General features: G+C 44.9%; 13 protein-coding genes. 8 read left to right on the top strand and 5 right to left on the bottom strand.

Annotated elements, in window-relative coordinates:
• Positions 1-172: 172 nt before the first annotated feature.
• Both EHO57_RS15920 and EHO57_RS15915 read right to left on the bottom strand, forming a co-directional pair.
• Positions 173-2629 (bottom strand): penicillin-binding protein 1A, encoded by a 2457-nt coding sequence (locus EHO57_RS15920; protein WP_135645759.1) that lies wholly within the window; start codon positions 2627-2629, stop codon positions 173-175.
• On the bottom strand, positions 2626-3579 hold the full coding sequence (locus EHO57_RS15915; RefSeq protein ID WP_135645760.1) for an MBL fold metallo-hydrolase: 954 nt from the start codon (positions 3577-3579) through the stop codon (positions 2626-2628). The genes EHO57_RS15920 and EHO57_RS15915 overlap by 4 nt, the downstream gene beginning before the upstream one ends.
• Before the next feature lie 98 nt (positions 3580-3677).
• On the opposite strand from EHO57_RS15915, the gene EHO57_RS15910 reads away from it, so the two are divergent.
• Positions 3678-4517: a rhomboid family intramembrane serine protease gene (locus EHO57_RS15910; RefSeq protein ID WP_135645761.1), complete on the top strand. Its 840-nt coding sequence runs from the start codon at positions 3678-3680 to the stop codon at positions 4515-4517.
• A gap of 97 nt (positions 4518-4614) precedes the next feature.
• On the opposite strand, the gene EHO57_RS15905 is transcribed toward EHO57_RS15910, so the two are convergent.
• Together EHO57_RS15905 and EHO57_RS15900 are read right to left on the bottom strand one after the other, a co-directional pair.
• A complete protein-coding gene (locus tag EHO57_RS15905; protein ID WP_246050737.1) occupies positions 4615-5442 on the bottom strand; it encodes a hypothetical protein in 828 nt (275 codons plus the stop codon).
• Between the two features lies 1 nt (position 5443).
• Entirely contained in the window at positions 5444-6130 is a 687-nt protein-coding gene (locus EHO57_RS15900; RefSeq protein WP_246050736.1) for an SGNH/GDSL hydrolase family protein, read from the bottom strand.
• Positions 6131-6500: 370 nt separating this feature from the next.
• Between EHO57_RS15900 and EHO57_RS15895 the strand changes: the two genes are divergently transcribed.
• From EHO57_RS15895 to EHO57_RS15880, 4 genes are all read left to right on the top strand, one after another.
• Positions 6501-7334 carry a lipoate--protein ligase family protein gene (locus EHO57_RS15895; RefSeq protein ID WP_135646056.1) on the top strand — a complete coding sequence of 278 codons (834 nt, stop codon included), beginning with the start codon at positions 6501-6503 and terminating at the stop codon, positions 7332-7334.
• A gap of 24 nt (positions 7335-7358) precedes the next feature.
• Positions 7359-8606 (top strand): serine hydroxymethyltransferase, encoded by a 1248-nt coding sequence (gene glyA, locus EHO57_RS15890; protein WP_135645762.1) that lies wholly within the window; start codon positions 7359-7361, stop codon positions 8604-8606.
• A 93-nt stretch (positions 8607-8699) separates the two neighbouring features.
• Positions 8700-10673 carry a hypothetical protein gene (locus tag EHO57_RS15885; protein ID WP_135645763.1) on the top strand — a complete coding sequence of 658 codons (1974 nt, stop codon included), beginning with the start codon at positions 8700-8702 and terminating at the stop codon, positions 10671-10673.
• Between the two features lie 158 nt (positions 10674-10831).
• The gene (locus tag EHO57_RS15880; RefSeq protein WP_135645764.1) at positions 10832-12046 is read left to right on the top strand and encodes an acyltransferase family protein; all 1215 of its coding nucleotides are present in this window, start codon (positions 10832-10834) and stop codon (positions 12044-12046) included.
• On the opposite strand, the gene EHO57_RS15875 is transcribed toward EHO57_RS15880, so the two are convergent.
• Positions 12020-12541 (bottom strand): Pycsar system effector family protein, encoded by a 522-nt coding sequence (locus EHO57_RS15875; RefSeq protein WP_135645765.1) that lies wholly within the window; start codon positions 12539-12541, stop codon positions 12020-12022. The genes EHO57_RS15880 and EHO57_RS15875 overlap by 27 nt on opposite strands.
• A gap of 115 nt (positions 12542-12656) precedes the next feature.
• On the opposite strand from EHO57_RS15875, the gene EHO57_RS15870 reads away from it, so the two are divergent.
• From EHO57_RS15870 to EHO57_RS15860, 3 genes are read left to right on the top strand one after another with little or no spacing between them, the layout of a single operon-like run.
• Positions 12657-13304, top strand: coding sequence for a hypothetical protein (locus tag EHO57_RS15870; protein ID WP_135645766.1), 648 nt, complete (start codon positions 12657-12659; stop codon positions 13302-13304).
• Positions 13289-13543, top strand: coding sequence for a DUF8156 family protein (locus EHO57_RS15865; protein WP_135645767.1), 255 nt, complete (start codon positions 13289-13291; stop codon positions 13541-13543). The genes EHO57_RS15870 and EHO57_RS15865 overlap by 16 nt, the downstream gene beginning before the upstream one ends.
• A gap of 1 nt (position 13544) precedes the next feature.
• Positions 13545-15845, top strand: a complete 2301-nt coding sequence (locus EHO57_RS15860) for a DNA polymerase domain-containing protein (protein WP_135645768.1) — start codon at positions 13545-13547, stop codon at positions 15843-15845.

Below are 15845 nucleotides of genomic sequence, written 5' to 3'. Positions count from 1 at the left end.
ATAGTACCGTTGATCGGAGACCGCCTCCATTTCACTTTCGAAAAGCGGAAAAATTCTGTAAAGCCGTTCTTGGCAAAACCGTGTTTTGGAGCGGTTTTCAGGAAGGATTTTGGATTTGGGGCAGAAAATCCAAAGACCGAAATGACTTAGGTCAATCCTCCCCCAAAACTCTTTAATCGGTCTTCGGTTTAAACTTACGTTCCGTTTTTCCGATCTCTTCGTCGCTGATCTGGTATTCCTGCTGCAAGAATTCACGGAAGTCTATGGACTTATGATGGTCCCTGTCTCCGTCGCATTGACGATTCGGCTGCACGGATTTGGTAACTCCCGCAACTGTGATCGGTTTTAGGGTAAGGTTCTGCGTAAGAGGACATACTCCCGGCTTAGGAGACAATCCGTTATAAGCGCAGGTGCCTCCGTTCTGTACTTCTTCCGGCATAGGATCGTTCCCGTGCTCGTCCCCAAACTCAGGATAGTTCTCTCCGTTATAGAAACGACGGTACATTTTTCCCCAGATAGGAACCGCGATCACACCCGCCGCCTGGCCTCGGCCGAGGGAGATAGAACTCTTATCGAATCCCATCCAGATAATCGTGGTCAACTTAGGATCGAAACCGCAGTACCACGCATTCGTAAAAGAAGAAGTGGATCCTGTTTTACCTGCGGCGACTCCCTTATAATTTCCTTGGTCAGGACTATGCAATCCGTTCGCCGCAGTTCCTCCCATGGCAACCATGGTCAGCATCTTTCTGAGAATATAGGCAGTTCCTTCCGAAATGACTTGGATAGAACCGTCTTCTCTTTCCTTATCCAGTTCCGCACGAACCAGGGCTTCTTCGTTATAGATTACATTTCCGGATTGATCGATCACATAGCGGACGGCGATCGGGATCACATTCCTTCCTTTGTTTGCGATGATGGAATAACCCACTGCCATCTCATACGGAGTGAGCTCCGCAATTCCCAACGCCAAGGCAGGGCTTGCAGGGAATCTGCTCTTATCAGCCTTGGTTAAGCGAGATGCAAAATCGATAATGGCGTCCGCTCCGGTTCTCAAGAAGACTTGTACGGATACGATGTTCAAGGACATGGAAAGCGCTCTGGACAAAGGCACCATTCCCTGGAAGTCTCCGTCAAAGTCTTGCGGGGACCATCCTTCTCCTTCTTCCGTTAGAGTGGTAAGAGGAGCGTCCATGATCCCTGTTCCGGAACCCACCACTCTTTCGGAAATGGCAGCTCCGTATACGAACGGCTTGAAAGAAGATCCGGTCTGTCTTCTTGCCTGCACCGCTCTGTTAAATTGGTTCTTCGGAGTGAATTCGTAACCACCCACCATAGTCTGGATGTACCCGTTGGTATGATCCATGGTGATCGCAGCACCTTCGACGTGTAAGTTCTTGCCGAAGACTGCGGATCTTTTTTGGAATTCAGTGAATGCCGCAGATTCGTTATCCGCAGGTGTAAGGAGGCTCAACACATCCGCTGCGTCTATGAGTTCTCTTTCTAAGGCCACTCGGAAATTTGCCTTATCGTCCAAGCGACTTACAAATGTAGGAGCCAGTGGGAATAAGGAACCTAAGAATCCGTACAAGCTGACCAGTCCCCTATCTGCACCACCCGCATAATTTACAGTAACCCCGGAGACAAGATCATCGTGTTTCTTGAGCGCTTTTCGTAATTCGTCCTGGGCAATCTCTTGCTTATTCACGTCCAGAGTGGTGTATATCTTTAAGCCCCCGCTATAGATCCGCTCTTCGCCTAATTCTTTTAACAAACGTTGTCTTACGAATTCAGTGAAGTGAGGTGCACGGTTCAACTTGGTTCCCCAAGTAGATTGAGAAGGAGACTGAGTGATCACGATCGGCCAGTACTTCTCCCAGAAATCGTCGTGAATGGCTTGCACCTTATCCGCAGGAACGAACCCTTGCCCCGCCATCAATTTCAGCACTTCTAAATGCGCTCTCTTAGAGGCTGCAGGGTTCTTGTATGGGGAATAATCCACAGGAGCCTTTGGCAATCTGGCAAGAAGAGCCGCTTCTGCCACATCCAGATCCGAAACGTCCTTATGGAAATACACATCCGCTGCGGATGCGAGTCCGGTAGTCCCGTGCCCCAAGTATATTAAATTAAAATAAATCTCTAGGATCTCTTCTTTAGAGTATTCCTGTTCGATCTGTAAGGTAAACAGTGCCTCTACGAATTTACGGATAAAGGATTTCTTTCTGTTATTGAGTACTGTCTTTGCCAGCTGCTGGGTCAGAGTGGAACCACCCTGCTTGATCCTTCCGGAGATCACGTTCACCACTGCTGCTCTCATGATCGCAGAGAAATCTATCCCGAAGTGATTGAAGAAATTATTATCCTCCACCGAAAGGAAGGCCTGGACCACATGAGGAGGGATATCTTGGTATTTTAAAAGCTGTTGTTTATGACGATACAGCTCCGCGAACACGATCCCGTTATTATCATAGAGACGAGTAGGAGTGGTCGGCTGATAGGAAGCGAGAATGGCGAGCTCTCCCCCTTCATCCACCTCTGAAAGAATGTATCCGAAAAGCAAACCGCCAAATAATGCGAGTCCCAAAAGAGCCTTAACGGCCCAGTGAATTCCGTTGCTAAATAGATTCATACAAGTTCGAATTTCATTCCTTCTCTAGCCAGGACTATGGAAAGGTCCTTAGCTCCAAGATTCTCAGCATGGGTTTTGGCGTCATCCAAGATGATGGCTAAAATTTCGTCGGAATAGGCGGGTTCGTGGTGGGTCAAAGCCAGGGTTTTGACTTCCCAGGAAGAAGCGCAATTGACCGCCATAGTGTAGGAAGTATGGCCCCAGTCGAATTTTTGGAAGGATTCGTCCAAGGTATACTGAGCGTCCAGGACCAATAGATCCGCTCCCTGAAAGAAAGGCTTTTGCTCCTGGATCAAAGGGAAATCTTCCCCATTGTACTCCGCATCGGTGGCAAAAATAAAACTCTTCTTCCCTTCCGTGAATTTATAGGCAATGGATCCGCCCGGATGTTTGAGAGGAAGCCATTCTACCTTCACTCCTCCGATCTCCAAACCTTCTCCCTGCTTCAATTGATGAAAACTTCTCTCGGAACCGAAATGGTCGAAATGAATGGGAAAGAACCTAGGCTCCTGCTGGTATTTCAATCTTTCCGGAAGATCTGCAAGAGGAGAATGGAATACGAATTTATTTCCGGGAATATAGAGGGGTTTGAAAAACGGGATCCCATGAATATGATCCCAATGAGTATGGGTGAAGAAGACGGAGGCCTGCCCTTCTCCCTTGCCGAAATTCTCTCGGACAAGATCTTCCCCCAAAATGCGAGCTCCGGTTCCGAGGTCTACGATCAGTTCCGCACCGGATGCGGCTCGGACCCGAACGCAGGTAGTGTTCCCACCAACCACATAGTTCAAGGGCTCCGGAAGAGCATCGAACCATTCTTCAGGAGAAGAAAGGGCCTTTCCTTCGGACTTAGCGGCCAATCTCAGAATGGAAATTACTTTTTCCTTGTATTCCTGGCTCGACAAGGGGGAAGGGATCGAACCTCTGACTCCATACAAAAAAATTTCCATCCTGTAGGAACATTTACTATAGATCGCCCCAACTGTCAAAGGAAACAAAATTCGGGATTTGGGTTGTCCTTCCGAAGGAAGAGTTAAAACTAGGGGCGATGGCGTCTTTCTCTAGCGGATTCGGGATCCAGACCACTTCTATAGTGCGCAGGCTTTTGTTTTTGAATTTCGGGATCTTCGTCGCGGAATTCATCCTAAAATTGGCCTTTCCGGAATTAGCACTTAGGCTCTTGGAATTCTTCGGATTGGTTCCGGAACTAGTGCTTAAGAAATTCTTTTTCTGGCAGATTTTCACCTATAGCTTCTTTCATCATCCCACTGCCATCTTCCATCTTCTATTTAGCATGCTCTCTCTTTGGATGTTCGGCTCGAGCTTAGAAGCCCATTGGGGAAGCAAGAACTTCTTACGATACTTTCTTTTCTGTATCTTAGGAGGAGGGATCGCTCCCATCATCGCTTATCTCTTGGGATTTCCGCAAGGGATCGTTTTAGGATTACTCGCTCCTCTCGCAGGACTCTTGGTTGCATTCGCACTCATCTGGCCGAACCGAGAGATCTACTTCTGGGGCATCTTTCCTATCAAAGCAAAGTATTTAGTCATCATCTTCTTACTCATTCTGGCAGTTTCCGGTTTAAGCGCGGGAGTTGCCGTGGCAACCGAACTGGGAGGAATGGCTGCTGGAGGACTGTATTTTCTATATTATACTAAATTAAAGTATAGGTTCGGGATCAGCCTTCCTAGTTTTTCCTTCTCTCGTTGGAGACAAAAGAGAAAGATGAATCGTTGGCAGGACGAGATGAAGAATCGCGAAAAAGCCAAAGAAGAAGTGGATCGCTTGCTCGAAAAGATCTCCAAAGAAGGAATGAATTCCCTGAACAGAAAAGAGAAGAAATTCCTAAAGGATGCCTCCACTAAGTATTACGATCCGAGCCAATAGGGATCGCAAAGCGTCTTACTTTATATAACCCACATACAAAGCCCCAACTTCTCCCAAGCCCAACCTTTCTAGCAAAGTAAAGATCTGAATCTTCTTCTTATTCATCCAATGGAAGGATGTATTGGTATCCTACACGGATCCCCCTGTCGTAGGTATTGCCTTCCCTTAAGCCGTACAACCCGCTGATCGATACACGAGAATTCTCACCTAAAAGGATCTGCACTCCGGGATGCAGATTGAAAGCGTCGGATCTCTGTGCGATGGTTCCTTCCACTGCGGAACGGTATGTCGTCTCCAGCAAGAGGATCAAATGCCAATCCGTTTCGTAGGAAAGAGTGGCTCCCGCTTCCATATATCGATAATGCTTTTCCTGGACCGGATCCTGTAGATGCGAATCCGCTTCTCTTTCATAGAGACCGTAAGCCTGGAATTTAGTCTTACCGAAATCCAAGGCAAACCCAACCTGAGGTCGGAGTAAAAGCCAATTCGGATTTCTCTCGCCGGTCCAGGGCTGGGAAACTGCAGGACCATACACGCTCACTCCCGCGCCTAAGGAAAGGATCCCGAATCTGTAAAAGGATTTGAGCCCTGCCCTCCATCTGTCCCAACCACTCCAGGAAGTTGCCTTCGTAGCATACTGATCTGTATATCCATATCCTCCGGAGACTGAGAAATAATTCCCCAACTTCACTTCTCCAGTTAGAGTTGCGGTCCGAGTCCTTTCGTAATCGGGTGACTTGCTGTATTCTGCACCGTCCGCATTCATTACGATTATATTATACACTCCGATTGCTTGTCCCCAAACCGGATAAGGTAGATACGCATTTTTGCCGGAAGAAACGAAAGAAGGTGCAGCGAGTATTTCTCCCGCTAAGAAGAAGGAGAACAGGACAAGACCGATCCGTATGTAGTATAAGGATCTCATACTACATGTATTCCAACCAGAACTCAGGTAATGTTAACTTCAGATAATCGCGAACGCGCTCCGAGAGAATACCGTATCCTTCCGGAGTCAAATGCCCTCCGTCCAAGAGCATCTCAGGTTGGATCAGATCTTCCGGATCCACTCTTGGAATGAAGTTCACCTTAGACTTCATCTCCACATTGATCATACTCGCCGCTTCCACAGGCCAAGGAAGTCTCACGTTCCAAGTGTTCAAAGCGATGATATAGTCGCAGTGGTTTCTCAGTATACCTATGGTCTGGACCTGGCGACCGACCGTTGCCTGGACCTCTTCCCAAGTAGGCTCATAGTTATTCAGGAAATCGTTCACTCCACCGTTCAACATACATGCTCGATAATGACTAGTATTGTTTATAGCGGCACTTTGGATCTCTATCGTGCTACGGACAGGAAAGGCTACTTTGTAGGTTTGAAAGTCGGAAAACTGGTCTTCCACCGGCCAAAAGGCGGAAATACTATCCCCGAATAATGCGAAGGTCGGTTTATATAATTTGTTACTCTTAGAATCCTTTTCACCTGGGCTGGTGCAATAGGATAGAAAGACCACGAGAAGTATGGCTAAGGTTTTTCCCGCGGTTTGCAAATAGAGACCGGAGTCCGAATGCTGATTCGAGAATAGATCTTTTGTATTTATACGATCTATATTCATTTTTTTTAATTCTCTATTTTTATGACAGCGGAAACTCTGAGTAAGTTTCCATTTTTCTAAAAACCGTAAACTTCAAGTTAACTTGAAGTTATCTAGACCGAAGTCCCTACATAACGTAGCAAAAACAAACCCTAGTATATTATATTTATTTAATACAAAAATGGAACGCAGTCCAAGAATCTCATTCCATGAAGGCTAAAAATTCCTGATCTTTTCTATAAGTGGAAAGCAGTCTAATGGATATAAGGATGAGTAAGCCTCGGAGGTTTCGTATTACTCAACTTTCGTGCGAGATCCTTCTTAGAAAAGCCCACCGAAAGATTTAAAACCCTTGGACGAATGGAGCTTGTACCGTAGTTTGGCTCTATCCATGCGGACCTTCTTACTGAACCAAAGGGCGATCCGAACCCCGTATTATAATTTAGCCTTAGAAGAAGCTCTGGCCCTTCAATTGGTTTCCCATGGATTAGTGGGCGGTTTGCGTTTTTGGGAAGGACCGCGTTCTATTATCCTAGGTCTTTCCGAAAGACCGGAGATCTGTGCGGGTACAGAAAATCTCAGCGCCTTCTTATCCGAGTTCCAAACGAGACCGTTGCTTAAAAAACCTTCTTCGCGAGATCCTATATATATTTCGCGAAGAGCAAGCGGCGGTGGGACAGTGGTCCATGAGCCGAATTGGAATTTGAATTTTAGTCTGTTCGTATCTCTAAAGGCGAAACCTGAATTATATCCTGTTTCCGGTTCTTATCAAATTTTTTTAGGACTGATCTCTTCCGCATTGAATCGCCAAGGACTTTCGACGAAATGCAAGGGTAAGTCCGACCTTGCCATGGAAACTTCTCCCGATCATTGGAAGAAGATCTCGGGGAATGCTCAGTTCCGCAAGAGAGACTGCATCGTCCAGCACGGCACTCTAATATTGGACCCCAGGCTCATTCCCCTTGTAGTCGATCTACTACCCCATCCTCCGGAGGAACCGGATTATAGGAAAGGAAGGGCTCACGATCTCTTTGTGACTTCCCTTCCTTCTTCTTTTTCTCCCGGAAAATTCAAAGAGGACCTTTCCCTTTTATTTGCGGATTATATGGGGGTTGAAAACCTGGGTACGGGGGCTGATCCTTCCTTCTTACAAGCAGTTCGTAAGGATGCAAATCGCCTATTTCAGGATAAATACGCAAACGTGCGCTATATTCTGGGAGAATGATCCCAAAACCAAACCGAGGAACCGATGAAATACCTTCCCCAACAAGATCCCGAAATTTTCCAAGCTTTGAAAGCAGAGGACCAAAGACAGGACGAGAACCTGGAAATGATCGCCTCCGAGAACTTCGTATCCCAAGCGGTTTTGGAGGCATACGGCTCCACTCTCACAAACAAGTATGCCGAAGGTTATCCGGGCAAAAGATATTATAACGGCTGCGTGAACGCCGATCGAGTGGAATCCTTGGCGATCGAAAGAGCCAAGAAATTATTCGGTGCGGAATACGCAAACGTCCAACCTCACTCCGGCGCACAGGCAAATATGGCGATCTTCCTTGCTGCCATGGAACCGGGAGATTCCTTCCTGGGAATGAACCTGGCCCACGGAGGTCACCTATCCCACGGTTCTCCGGTGAACATCAGCGGAAAATATTATAAGCCGATCCCCTACGGAGTGGATCCTAAAACAGAAACCATTGATTATTCCGCCTTGGCAGCACTTGCAAAAGAGCATAAACCTAAGTTGATCCTCGCAGGCGCTTCTGCCTATTCCAGAATCATCGACTTTGATAAGTTTGCCGAGATCGCGAAAAGCGTAGGTGCAAAACTCATGGCGGATATTGCGCATATCTCCGGTCTGGTTGCTACAGGATATCATCCTTCTCCTATTCCTAGTTTCGATTACGTGACCACCACCACTCATAAGACCTTAAGAGGTCCGAGAGGAGGATTAATTCTTTCTAAATTAGAAAATGAGAAAATATTGAATTCAAGGGTATTCCCTGGGATCCAAGGTGGCCCCTTGATGCACGTTATCGCTGCCAAAGCGGTTTCATTCGGAGAGGCATTAAGCCCGGACTATAAGAAATACATAGAAACAGTAATTGCGAACGCTAAGACCCTCGCAGAAGTCTTCATGAAGAGAGGCTTTAGAGTGGTGAGCGGTGGCACGGACAATCACCTGATCTTGTTAGATGTATCCGTAAAAGGTCTGACCGGTGCAAAGGCCGCAGACGGACTCGACGAAGTGGGAATTACGGTAAACAAGAACGCCATCCCATTCGATCAGAATCCTCCTGCTGTCGCTTCCGGGATCCGTTTGGGAACTCCGGCATTGACTACCAGAGGCTTAAAACCTGCGGATATTGAAAAGGTAGCGAACCTGATCTCCGACTTCTTGGACAATCCGGACGACGAAAAGACCAAGGAGAAAGTGAAAGGTGGAGTGAGAGAACTCACTCAACAATTCCCAATGACCCATTTCCGTTTGGAGTAAGATCCGACATCTCTCCGGTCGAAAGGCCGGAGAACCGTTCTGAACCGCGAGAAACCTCTTGACGGTTCTTTCCTTATATTTATTATTTTTCGCATGTTTCTTCTAGGCCAGGACTCTGGCGAGCCTATCCTGATTTGGCCTGAATTCTCTTGGAATTCCGTAATCAACGGAACTATCTTCCTTGTCGCAGTATTATTAACAGCCTATTTAGTACAACGTTATATACGTCGTAAGAATTCCCTTTCCAAAGAGTACAAGAATAGGATATTAACCAAGCTCCAGTTGCATAAATTCCATTCCAAGGATATACCTCTCTTTCATTCCTTTCTGGACCAAGTATCCGATACGGATCTGAGACGACTGGCTGAGGATCCAGCTTGGTATAGAAGGTATTTTCTTCCTGAATTTCTACAGTTTTTAGCAGACCAAAGCAATCGTCCCGCTTGGAAGGACATTCTAACCATTCATTCCCTGGATCATTTGATAGAAGATCACAAAGGGCATCCGAAAAATTTTATAACGGCAATCTTAAAAACCGATTCCGAAGAGATCTTTCCTGCTCTTATAAAGTCCCAAGAATTAGATGCGAATTCGCTTCACAAAGAATTAAAGGCAGTGATCTATACGAAAAAGGGAAACTCTCCCCTCTCACTTTCTAGATATGGTAAGATACAAGTATTAATCCCCAATGAAAGCAAGAGATGGTTTCGTTCAGAAGCGATCCTTATTTCCCAAGAAGGAAACAGTTTGAACCTACAGATACAAACTTCTCCCGAATTGGATCCAAAGATAGACGAAGACTGGACGGATACAGTAAAGGCAAATTCAATATGGAAAGATCCTGCAGTTCCTGAAGAATATAAGAATAGCTTATTACAGATCCTCGAATATTCCGGGCTGAATGCAAGCCACCAAGGAGAGATCGTGCGATTAGTCGGGATATTCAAAGAACATCCAGGCTTATTACGCAGACAACATAAAGAAGAAGATTATAAAATACTAATTCATTTGTACAAGGCCTGCTTTATCAAATTCCGCGCTCATAAAGCAAGCGTTCCGAAATCGGTGCTCCTTTTTTTATATTATTTCTTTTTGGATGAGGAGCTTTTTCCGGCGAAAAGAATAAAGGAACTCGAAAATGCCATAAGTAATTTTCAATCCTCTATCTCGGATCTACAATATTCAGAAGCAAAATTTTCCATTCACTTTTTTCCGGACTGGTTAAATCTGATCTTAGCGGGCAAGAAAAAACCTTCTAAAAACCAATTAGGGCAAAGTTATGAACAGGCAAAAAAATCGGAACTTCGCTGGAACCAAACTCTCGAAGAAGAGAATCTGCAAAATAAAGAATATCTTTCCCATATCCTTGACTGGGAATTGGAAAATCTCCTCTCTCACGGACTTGCAAGCATCTCCTTAAGTCCGAATTTGTCCTATCCAATCTCATCGGAAGATCAATTCTACGGCCTCACAGAAGATAACCTCGCTTTTCCCAACCACATACTAACGCAATCGGAGAAGGTTTTAAAAATAGATCCGAGCCTCTTTCAAAGGCAACTCAACGACATACATTCTCCTAGTCGAGACTTGGAGACTTTCTCAAAAAGAGAAATGTACGCGGATTGTATTCTTTTACCCTATGCAGGAAATCGAGGAATACTCTGGCAAGATTCCGTAGAAGAAAATCAATCCTATTGCAGGATCCTATTTCCCATGATCTTAGGAGAGAAGTTGAACTTAATCGTAACAAAAGTACTAGGTGAATTCCGCTGGGAAACGGAAAGGACATTAAGAGGCAACAAATGGAAGGAGCCGACCCCCGCCTCAATTACATCGGAGTATTTCGATTATATAGAAAACTTCAGAAGAAACCCACATCTGACCGTTGAAGCTAAGAAAAGAGTGGAACAGCAATGGGAAAAAACCGGAAAGAATATCAAGGATATGTTTAGTATCGATTATGCAAATTGGATTCTTATGGAAGCTGAAGGTAAGCCCAGGCTGAATCGGATAGCCAGAGAGATACTTAGCCGCTTTGTTCCAATCCAAATAAAACCGACGCCATAATTCCGTTCTATCTCCTCTCATTCTCCTTTAAGTAAAACTTTCGTTCGATTTAAATATTAGGAAATGAGTTCCCATTATTCATGAGTTCTATCTTATGGCACCCATCTAACTCAAAACACCCATATAAAAACGTTTTGTAGTGAGATAGGATTGGGAAATTGAAATTTTTATTTGCGAAGCAGGACCAAGAAGTATCTGCGCTCAACGGCCTACGTGCGTTCTCCATTTTCTTGGTGATCTTCTACCATTTCTGGCATAACGTAAATCAGAACCATCTCCTTCGATTGGACGAAGAGTTAGTTTCAAACCTTCTGTACAACCTAAGAAGCGGTGTGGACCTGTTCTTTATCCTAAGCGGCTATCTGATCTATGGCGGCATCTTAAAGGAAAAAGAGCAGAACGGTTCTTTTGACGTAAAGCGGTTCTATTTGAAGCGGACCCTTCGGATCATGCCCGCCTATTATTTCTGTCTTTTCATAACTTATCTGTACGCAAAAAGTATGTTAGGTTACTATAATCAGTTTCCCAGCCTAAATGAAACACAATTGGCGGCCAAGGAAGTTGCCTTAAATAACCTTGCCTATTCCTGGACCGATATATTCTATATTTCTAATTATTTTGACTACAGACTATTCCAGTTCGGCTGGTCTCTTTCCATAGAGGAGCAATTCTATTTGGTGATTCCGAGTCTATGCTTGCTTCTTCTTTTTAAGGTCAGAGAGGAAACGAGAAGGATTCTGATCCTAATTTTATTCTTCCTTCCGATGATCGTTAGGGCCTTGTATTATCTGATCGAAATGCCGACCGAGTCGGTTTATATACAAACTGAAACGAGATTTGACACGATCGTGGTCGGAATGTTGATCGCAGAATTTGTCTCTTGGAAGCCTTCCTTCTTCCAAGAAAGAAGACTTTCTGTCCGATTCTCTTTAAGTCTAATCTCCTTGGTCTTTCTCTCCTTGGCCTTCTTGACGGACAGAAAAGGGCTTGGAGTTATATTCAATTTTACTTATTTTCATTTGGGGTATTCTGCGGCCTTTCTGCTTGCACTTACACAAGGAAGTATTTGGAACAAGTTTTTAGGCCTTTCCATCTTTCGTCCGTTCGCTCGTATCAGTTATACGATGTATCTATGGCATATTCCTTGTACGGCGATGGCTTTGAAGATATTCTTGGGAACTAAACCACCCGAACAATTGGAATGGCCCATATTTATCGCTGCAGGATTTTTTGCTATCCTAGTCAGCTTTCTGATCTGTATTCCGATCTTCTATCTGACCGAGCGTCCTTTCTTGGCCTTAAGGGATTTTATTCTGAAGAAAGCGGAGAAGTCTCCACTCCCTCGATTAGATCACTCCCTTGAGCTCCATTAGGATCAGGACTACAGCGGAAATAAATCCGACCAGAAAGCAACGATAGCTCCAACGTAGATATTTATATTTTCTGAAATACAAGGACTTGCCCATTTGATAGAGATCCCTAGTCAAAGCCTCGTATACGAATGAGTCTTGGTTCACGATCAATTCCATCTGTTTCATGAAATCTGGCTCAGTTCCTGGTGCAAAATTCCCAAAGAAGAGAGGGTTTGAACTTCCGTTCTTTTTCTGTTTGATGGTGGGCATTACTGCAAAGATCGCTAGAGTAGCTGCAATTACTATGAACACCATAAGTGTCATAAGCCCGACCCTATAGGTAGGCTTCTGCACATAACCGAGAGAGAGGGAAAGTATTACGAAGGAAGCAGCGATCAGTATATTCGCCTTCTGATCCGCCATCATACTCAGCTGGGAATGATGTTGGTGGATTGTCCGGAAAAGATAATCCACAGAGGATCTGGCGTGAACGTTTTTAAAATAATCGGATTCCATTCAATCCAATGACCCACTCGGATTATTTTCGACAAGACATAATTTGCTTTCCTCTACTTGGGTCGAGGCGCTCAAAACACTTTACATAATTTCACTTATCATATATATAGTATTTATGGATCTAAATCCGATGGAAGGCTTCAGAGAGGATCTCTATCGTCCCGTTTTAGGATGGAACAGAAATAGCCTAGGACTTCTTACAGGAAGAGAGGGCATCTATCGTTTGGCTCTTCGCTGGGAATACGCATTTGCAGTCTCAGGTTTCCAAGTATTCAATTTGGACTGTGCCATTCGTTTCGATCCATTCATTATCACTGAAGAAACAAGAAAGAGGAGAGTCTCTCCCGAAGCCCTTTTAGAAAAAATACTCATCCAAAGGGCATTCACTCCCTATCAGATCCTGGACTCTCTTAAGAATATATCTACATTCAAAAAAGAGAATACGATTTATTTTATCTTAGCTCCTTGCAAACAATTCTTCGATGGGGATGTCCAGGACGACGAGGGAAAATTCCTTTTAGAAAAACTAGTATTGATCCTGGAATTCATGCGCTCTCAAAGGATCCCCATGATAGTGGTGGAGTCCACTCGCTATACCCATCCCACATTCCAAGCTATCTTTCCAAAATTAGTGGAGCTCTCCGACGACCTTTGGGAGCTCAGAGTGGTAGAAGGCCATTCCTATTTGAAGATCAGAAAAACCAAAACCGCACCCGAGATCTCCGCGGGCGCGTTAGGAGGACAATCATGGGTAGAACGGTAATTCCCTATTCCAGACAAATGCAGTATGTGGAATCCAGCTTAGGACAGTTCAGAAGAGGACTCCGAAAACCGGACCAAGAGGTCTTTGACGAATTGATACGAGTGGCCAAGTTGCAGGTCCAAGCAGGAGTCATGGCTTCTTCTCCTTATCCGATAGACACTATGCTCCTGACCATGATGATCGATCTCAAGAAAGAGATCTTTCGACTCAAAAAAGAGTTAGAGAGCCTTAGAGAATAAATTGGACCTCCAGACAATAAAGGGCCATTTATTCGACGTATACCACGCGGAGGATACCGTTTATCTCTGGCTAAAGGACGAAGAAGGAAGGCCCCTTCTTTTCTTGGATAAATTCTATCCGGTCATTTATGCGAAGGGAGAGCAATCCCTCTTAAGCAAATTACTAAAGCGTCTCTATGAACTGGACGCGATCCACGACAAAGAACCTCCTCAATATGTAAGTAGAAAACTATTTTACGAAAATGAGATAGTCCCGGTCTTACGGATCGTTATCTCGCGCCCTTCCGTCTTACCCAAGATCAGTCGTAAACTCTACGCACTCTACGGTAAATTCGATATCTATCATTCCGATATGGATCTTCCTACAAGCTATATGTTCCAAAACGGGATCTTTCCTCTATGCGAGATGGAGATCGATTATAGAGAAGATCCCGGGGGAAGAAGGGTGATCGAGATCAGATCCGATGATTCTCCTCAGACCCTCGAATACAAGGTCCCGGAATTCAAGACCATGTATCTGGAATTAAAAAAAAGCCATAGGATAGGCTTCGAATCCAATCCGTTGGTCATACGCACAAAGACGGATTACCACGAGATCCTGAGCAAAGACCCGAGAGATCTATTAGAAAAACTAGATATTCTTCTGAGAATGGAGGATCCGGACATCATCCTTTCCAGGCATGGAGACCAGGTGATCTTTCCGTATTTATTCTCTCAAGCACAGAAGTTAGGATTTCTTCCGGCATTGGACCGAGATAGATCCACTCCTATCCGTAGACATATAACCACCAAGGGAACTAGCTACTTCACCTATGGGAATATAGTATTTCGTGCTCCTTCTTATCCTCTATTCGGAAGATGGCATATAGATTCTAAGAATAGTTTCGTATACAAGGAGGCGGATCTTTTGGGAATTGTGGAGCTCGCCAGACTTTCTAGACTTCCTATGCAGAAGATGGCGAGAGCTTCTACAGGCAAGGCCCTTACTTATATTGAAATGGATGTGGCCTTGAGAGAAGGATACCTGGTCCCCTGGCAGAAGAGCGCAGTAGAAGCGCCCAAGACGGCTCTTCAGCTTCTGGAAGCGGATAAGGGAGGGTTGGTCTTCCAACCGAATATCTCCGAAGGCAAGACAGCGGAGAATGTAGCCCAATTGGACTTTGCCCAAATGTATCCAAGCATCATGGCCAATCATAATATTTCTCCCGAATGCGTGAATTGTATGTGCTGTGGCCCAGGCTCCGATGTGAATATCGTTCCGGATATAGGATATCGTATATGCAAAAAACGTAAAGGGATCGTTTCGATGGCGCTCGAACACGTATTATTCAGAAGAGCTCATTATAAACGACGTTCCAAGATCACGAGTGGGGACGAATTAGAAGCGTATAATGCAAAGCAAGCCAGTTTAAAATGGATGCTTGTAACCTCCTTCGGATACCTGGGGTACAGGAATGCAAAATTCGGAAGATTGGAAAGCCATGAGAGCGTAAACGCATTCGGGAGAGAAAAGCTTCTACTCGCAAAAGAGACCTCGGAAAAATTCGGATACGAGTTCGTGCATGCGATCACGGATAGTATCTTCATTAAGAAACCGGGTTCCCTTCCCTTCTCTCAAGAAGAACTGGACCTTCTGTGTATGGAGATAGAAAAAATTACCGGCATCAAGATGGAAGTGGATGGGGTCTATACCTGGCTCTTATTTCCTCCTTCCAGTCAGGATAGAGAGATGCCTGTGGCCAATCGATACATGGGCAGATTCCAATCCGGGAAACTGAAATGCAGAGGAATAGGAGCAAGAAGAAAGGACCTTCCCTTGTTTGTCCGAAGAGTCCAAGAGGAAATGTTGGAATGGATGAGAAGTAAAGTAAGCATCCGCGACTTGCAGGAAGCGGAAAGCGAGATCCTTTCCATGTATTACTTATACGACTCCAAGCTGAGAAGAGGAGAGATCCCACCTGAGGATCTGCTCTTACTCAAATCCAGCTCCAAGGAATTAGAAGAATATGAGGTCATGGGAGCCACTGCACTTTCCATGATGAAATTGAAAGACATGGGAATGGATGTGCAGGCGGGAGAAAAACTCAAGTATATAGTAGTCAACAGAAAGGCAAAGAACGCTGACAAAAGATATATGCCGGAAGAAGAACTGCAACTCCATCCGGAGAGAGTAAAGAAAGGGATCGATCTAGAATATTATAGAAAATTACTAGTCTCGGCCTTTCGGGAGATCTGGCTGGAGTTCGCCTCTTTCAAGGACTTCGATGCATTGATCGATCCTCAAGGGAGATTCGATTTTTAG

It is taken from the genome of Leptospira langatensis, from assembly GCF_004770615.1.
Classification (GTDB): Bacteria; Spirochaetota; Leptospiria; order Leptospirales; family Leptospiraceae; genus Leptospira_B; species Leptospira_B langatensis.
This window is presented reverse-complemented; position numbering and strand designations above follow the sequence as displayed.

Bases quoted from the DNA above. Each gene is read 5' to 3' on its own strand.
- EHO57_RS15920 (WP_135645759.1), bottom strand. From the start codon at position 2,629: ATGAATCTATTTAGCAACGGAATTCACTGGGCCGTTAAGGCTCTTTTG.
- EHO57_RS15915 (WP_135645760.1), bottom strand. From the start codon at position 3,579: ATGGAAATTTTTTTGTATGGAGTCAGAGGTTCGATCCCTTCCCCCTTG.
- EHO57_RS15910 (WP_135645761.1), top strand. From the start codon at position 3,678: ATGGCGTCTTTCTCTAGCGGATTCGGGATCCAGACCACTTCTATAGTG.
- EHO57_RS15905 (WP_246050737.1), bottom strand. From the start codon at position 5,442: ATGAGATCCTTATACTACATACGGATCGGTCTTGTCCTGTTCTCCTTC.
- EHO57_RS15900 (WP_246050736.1), bottom strand. From the start codon at position 6,130: ATGAATATAGATCGTATAAATACAAAAGATCTATTCTCGAATCAGCAT.
- EHO57_RS15895 (WP_135646056.1), top strand. From the start codon at position 6,501: ATGCGGACCTTCTTACTGAACCAAAGGGCGATCCGAACCCCGTATTAT.
- glyA (WP_135645762.1), top strand. From the start codon at position 7,359: ATGAAATACCTTCCCCAACAAGATCCCGAAATTTTCCAAGCTTTGAAA.
- EHO57_RS15885 (WP_135645763.1), top strand. From the start codon at position 8,700: ATGTTTCTTCTAGGCCAGGACTCTGGCGAGCCTATCCTGATTTGGCCT.
- EHO57_RS15875 (WP_135645765.1), bottom strand. From the start codon at position 12,541: ATGGAATCCGATTATTTTAAAAACGTTCACGCCAGATCCTCTGTGGAT.
- EHO57_RS15870 (WP_135645766.1), top strand. From the start codon at position 12,657: ATGGATCTAAATCCGATGGAAGGCTTCAGAGAGGATCTCTATCGTCCC.
- EHO57_RS15865 (WP_135645767.1), top strand. From the start codon at position 13,289: ATGGGTAGAACGGTAATTCCCTATTCCAGACAAATGCAGTATGTGGAA.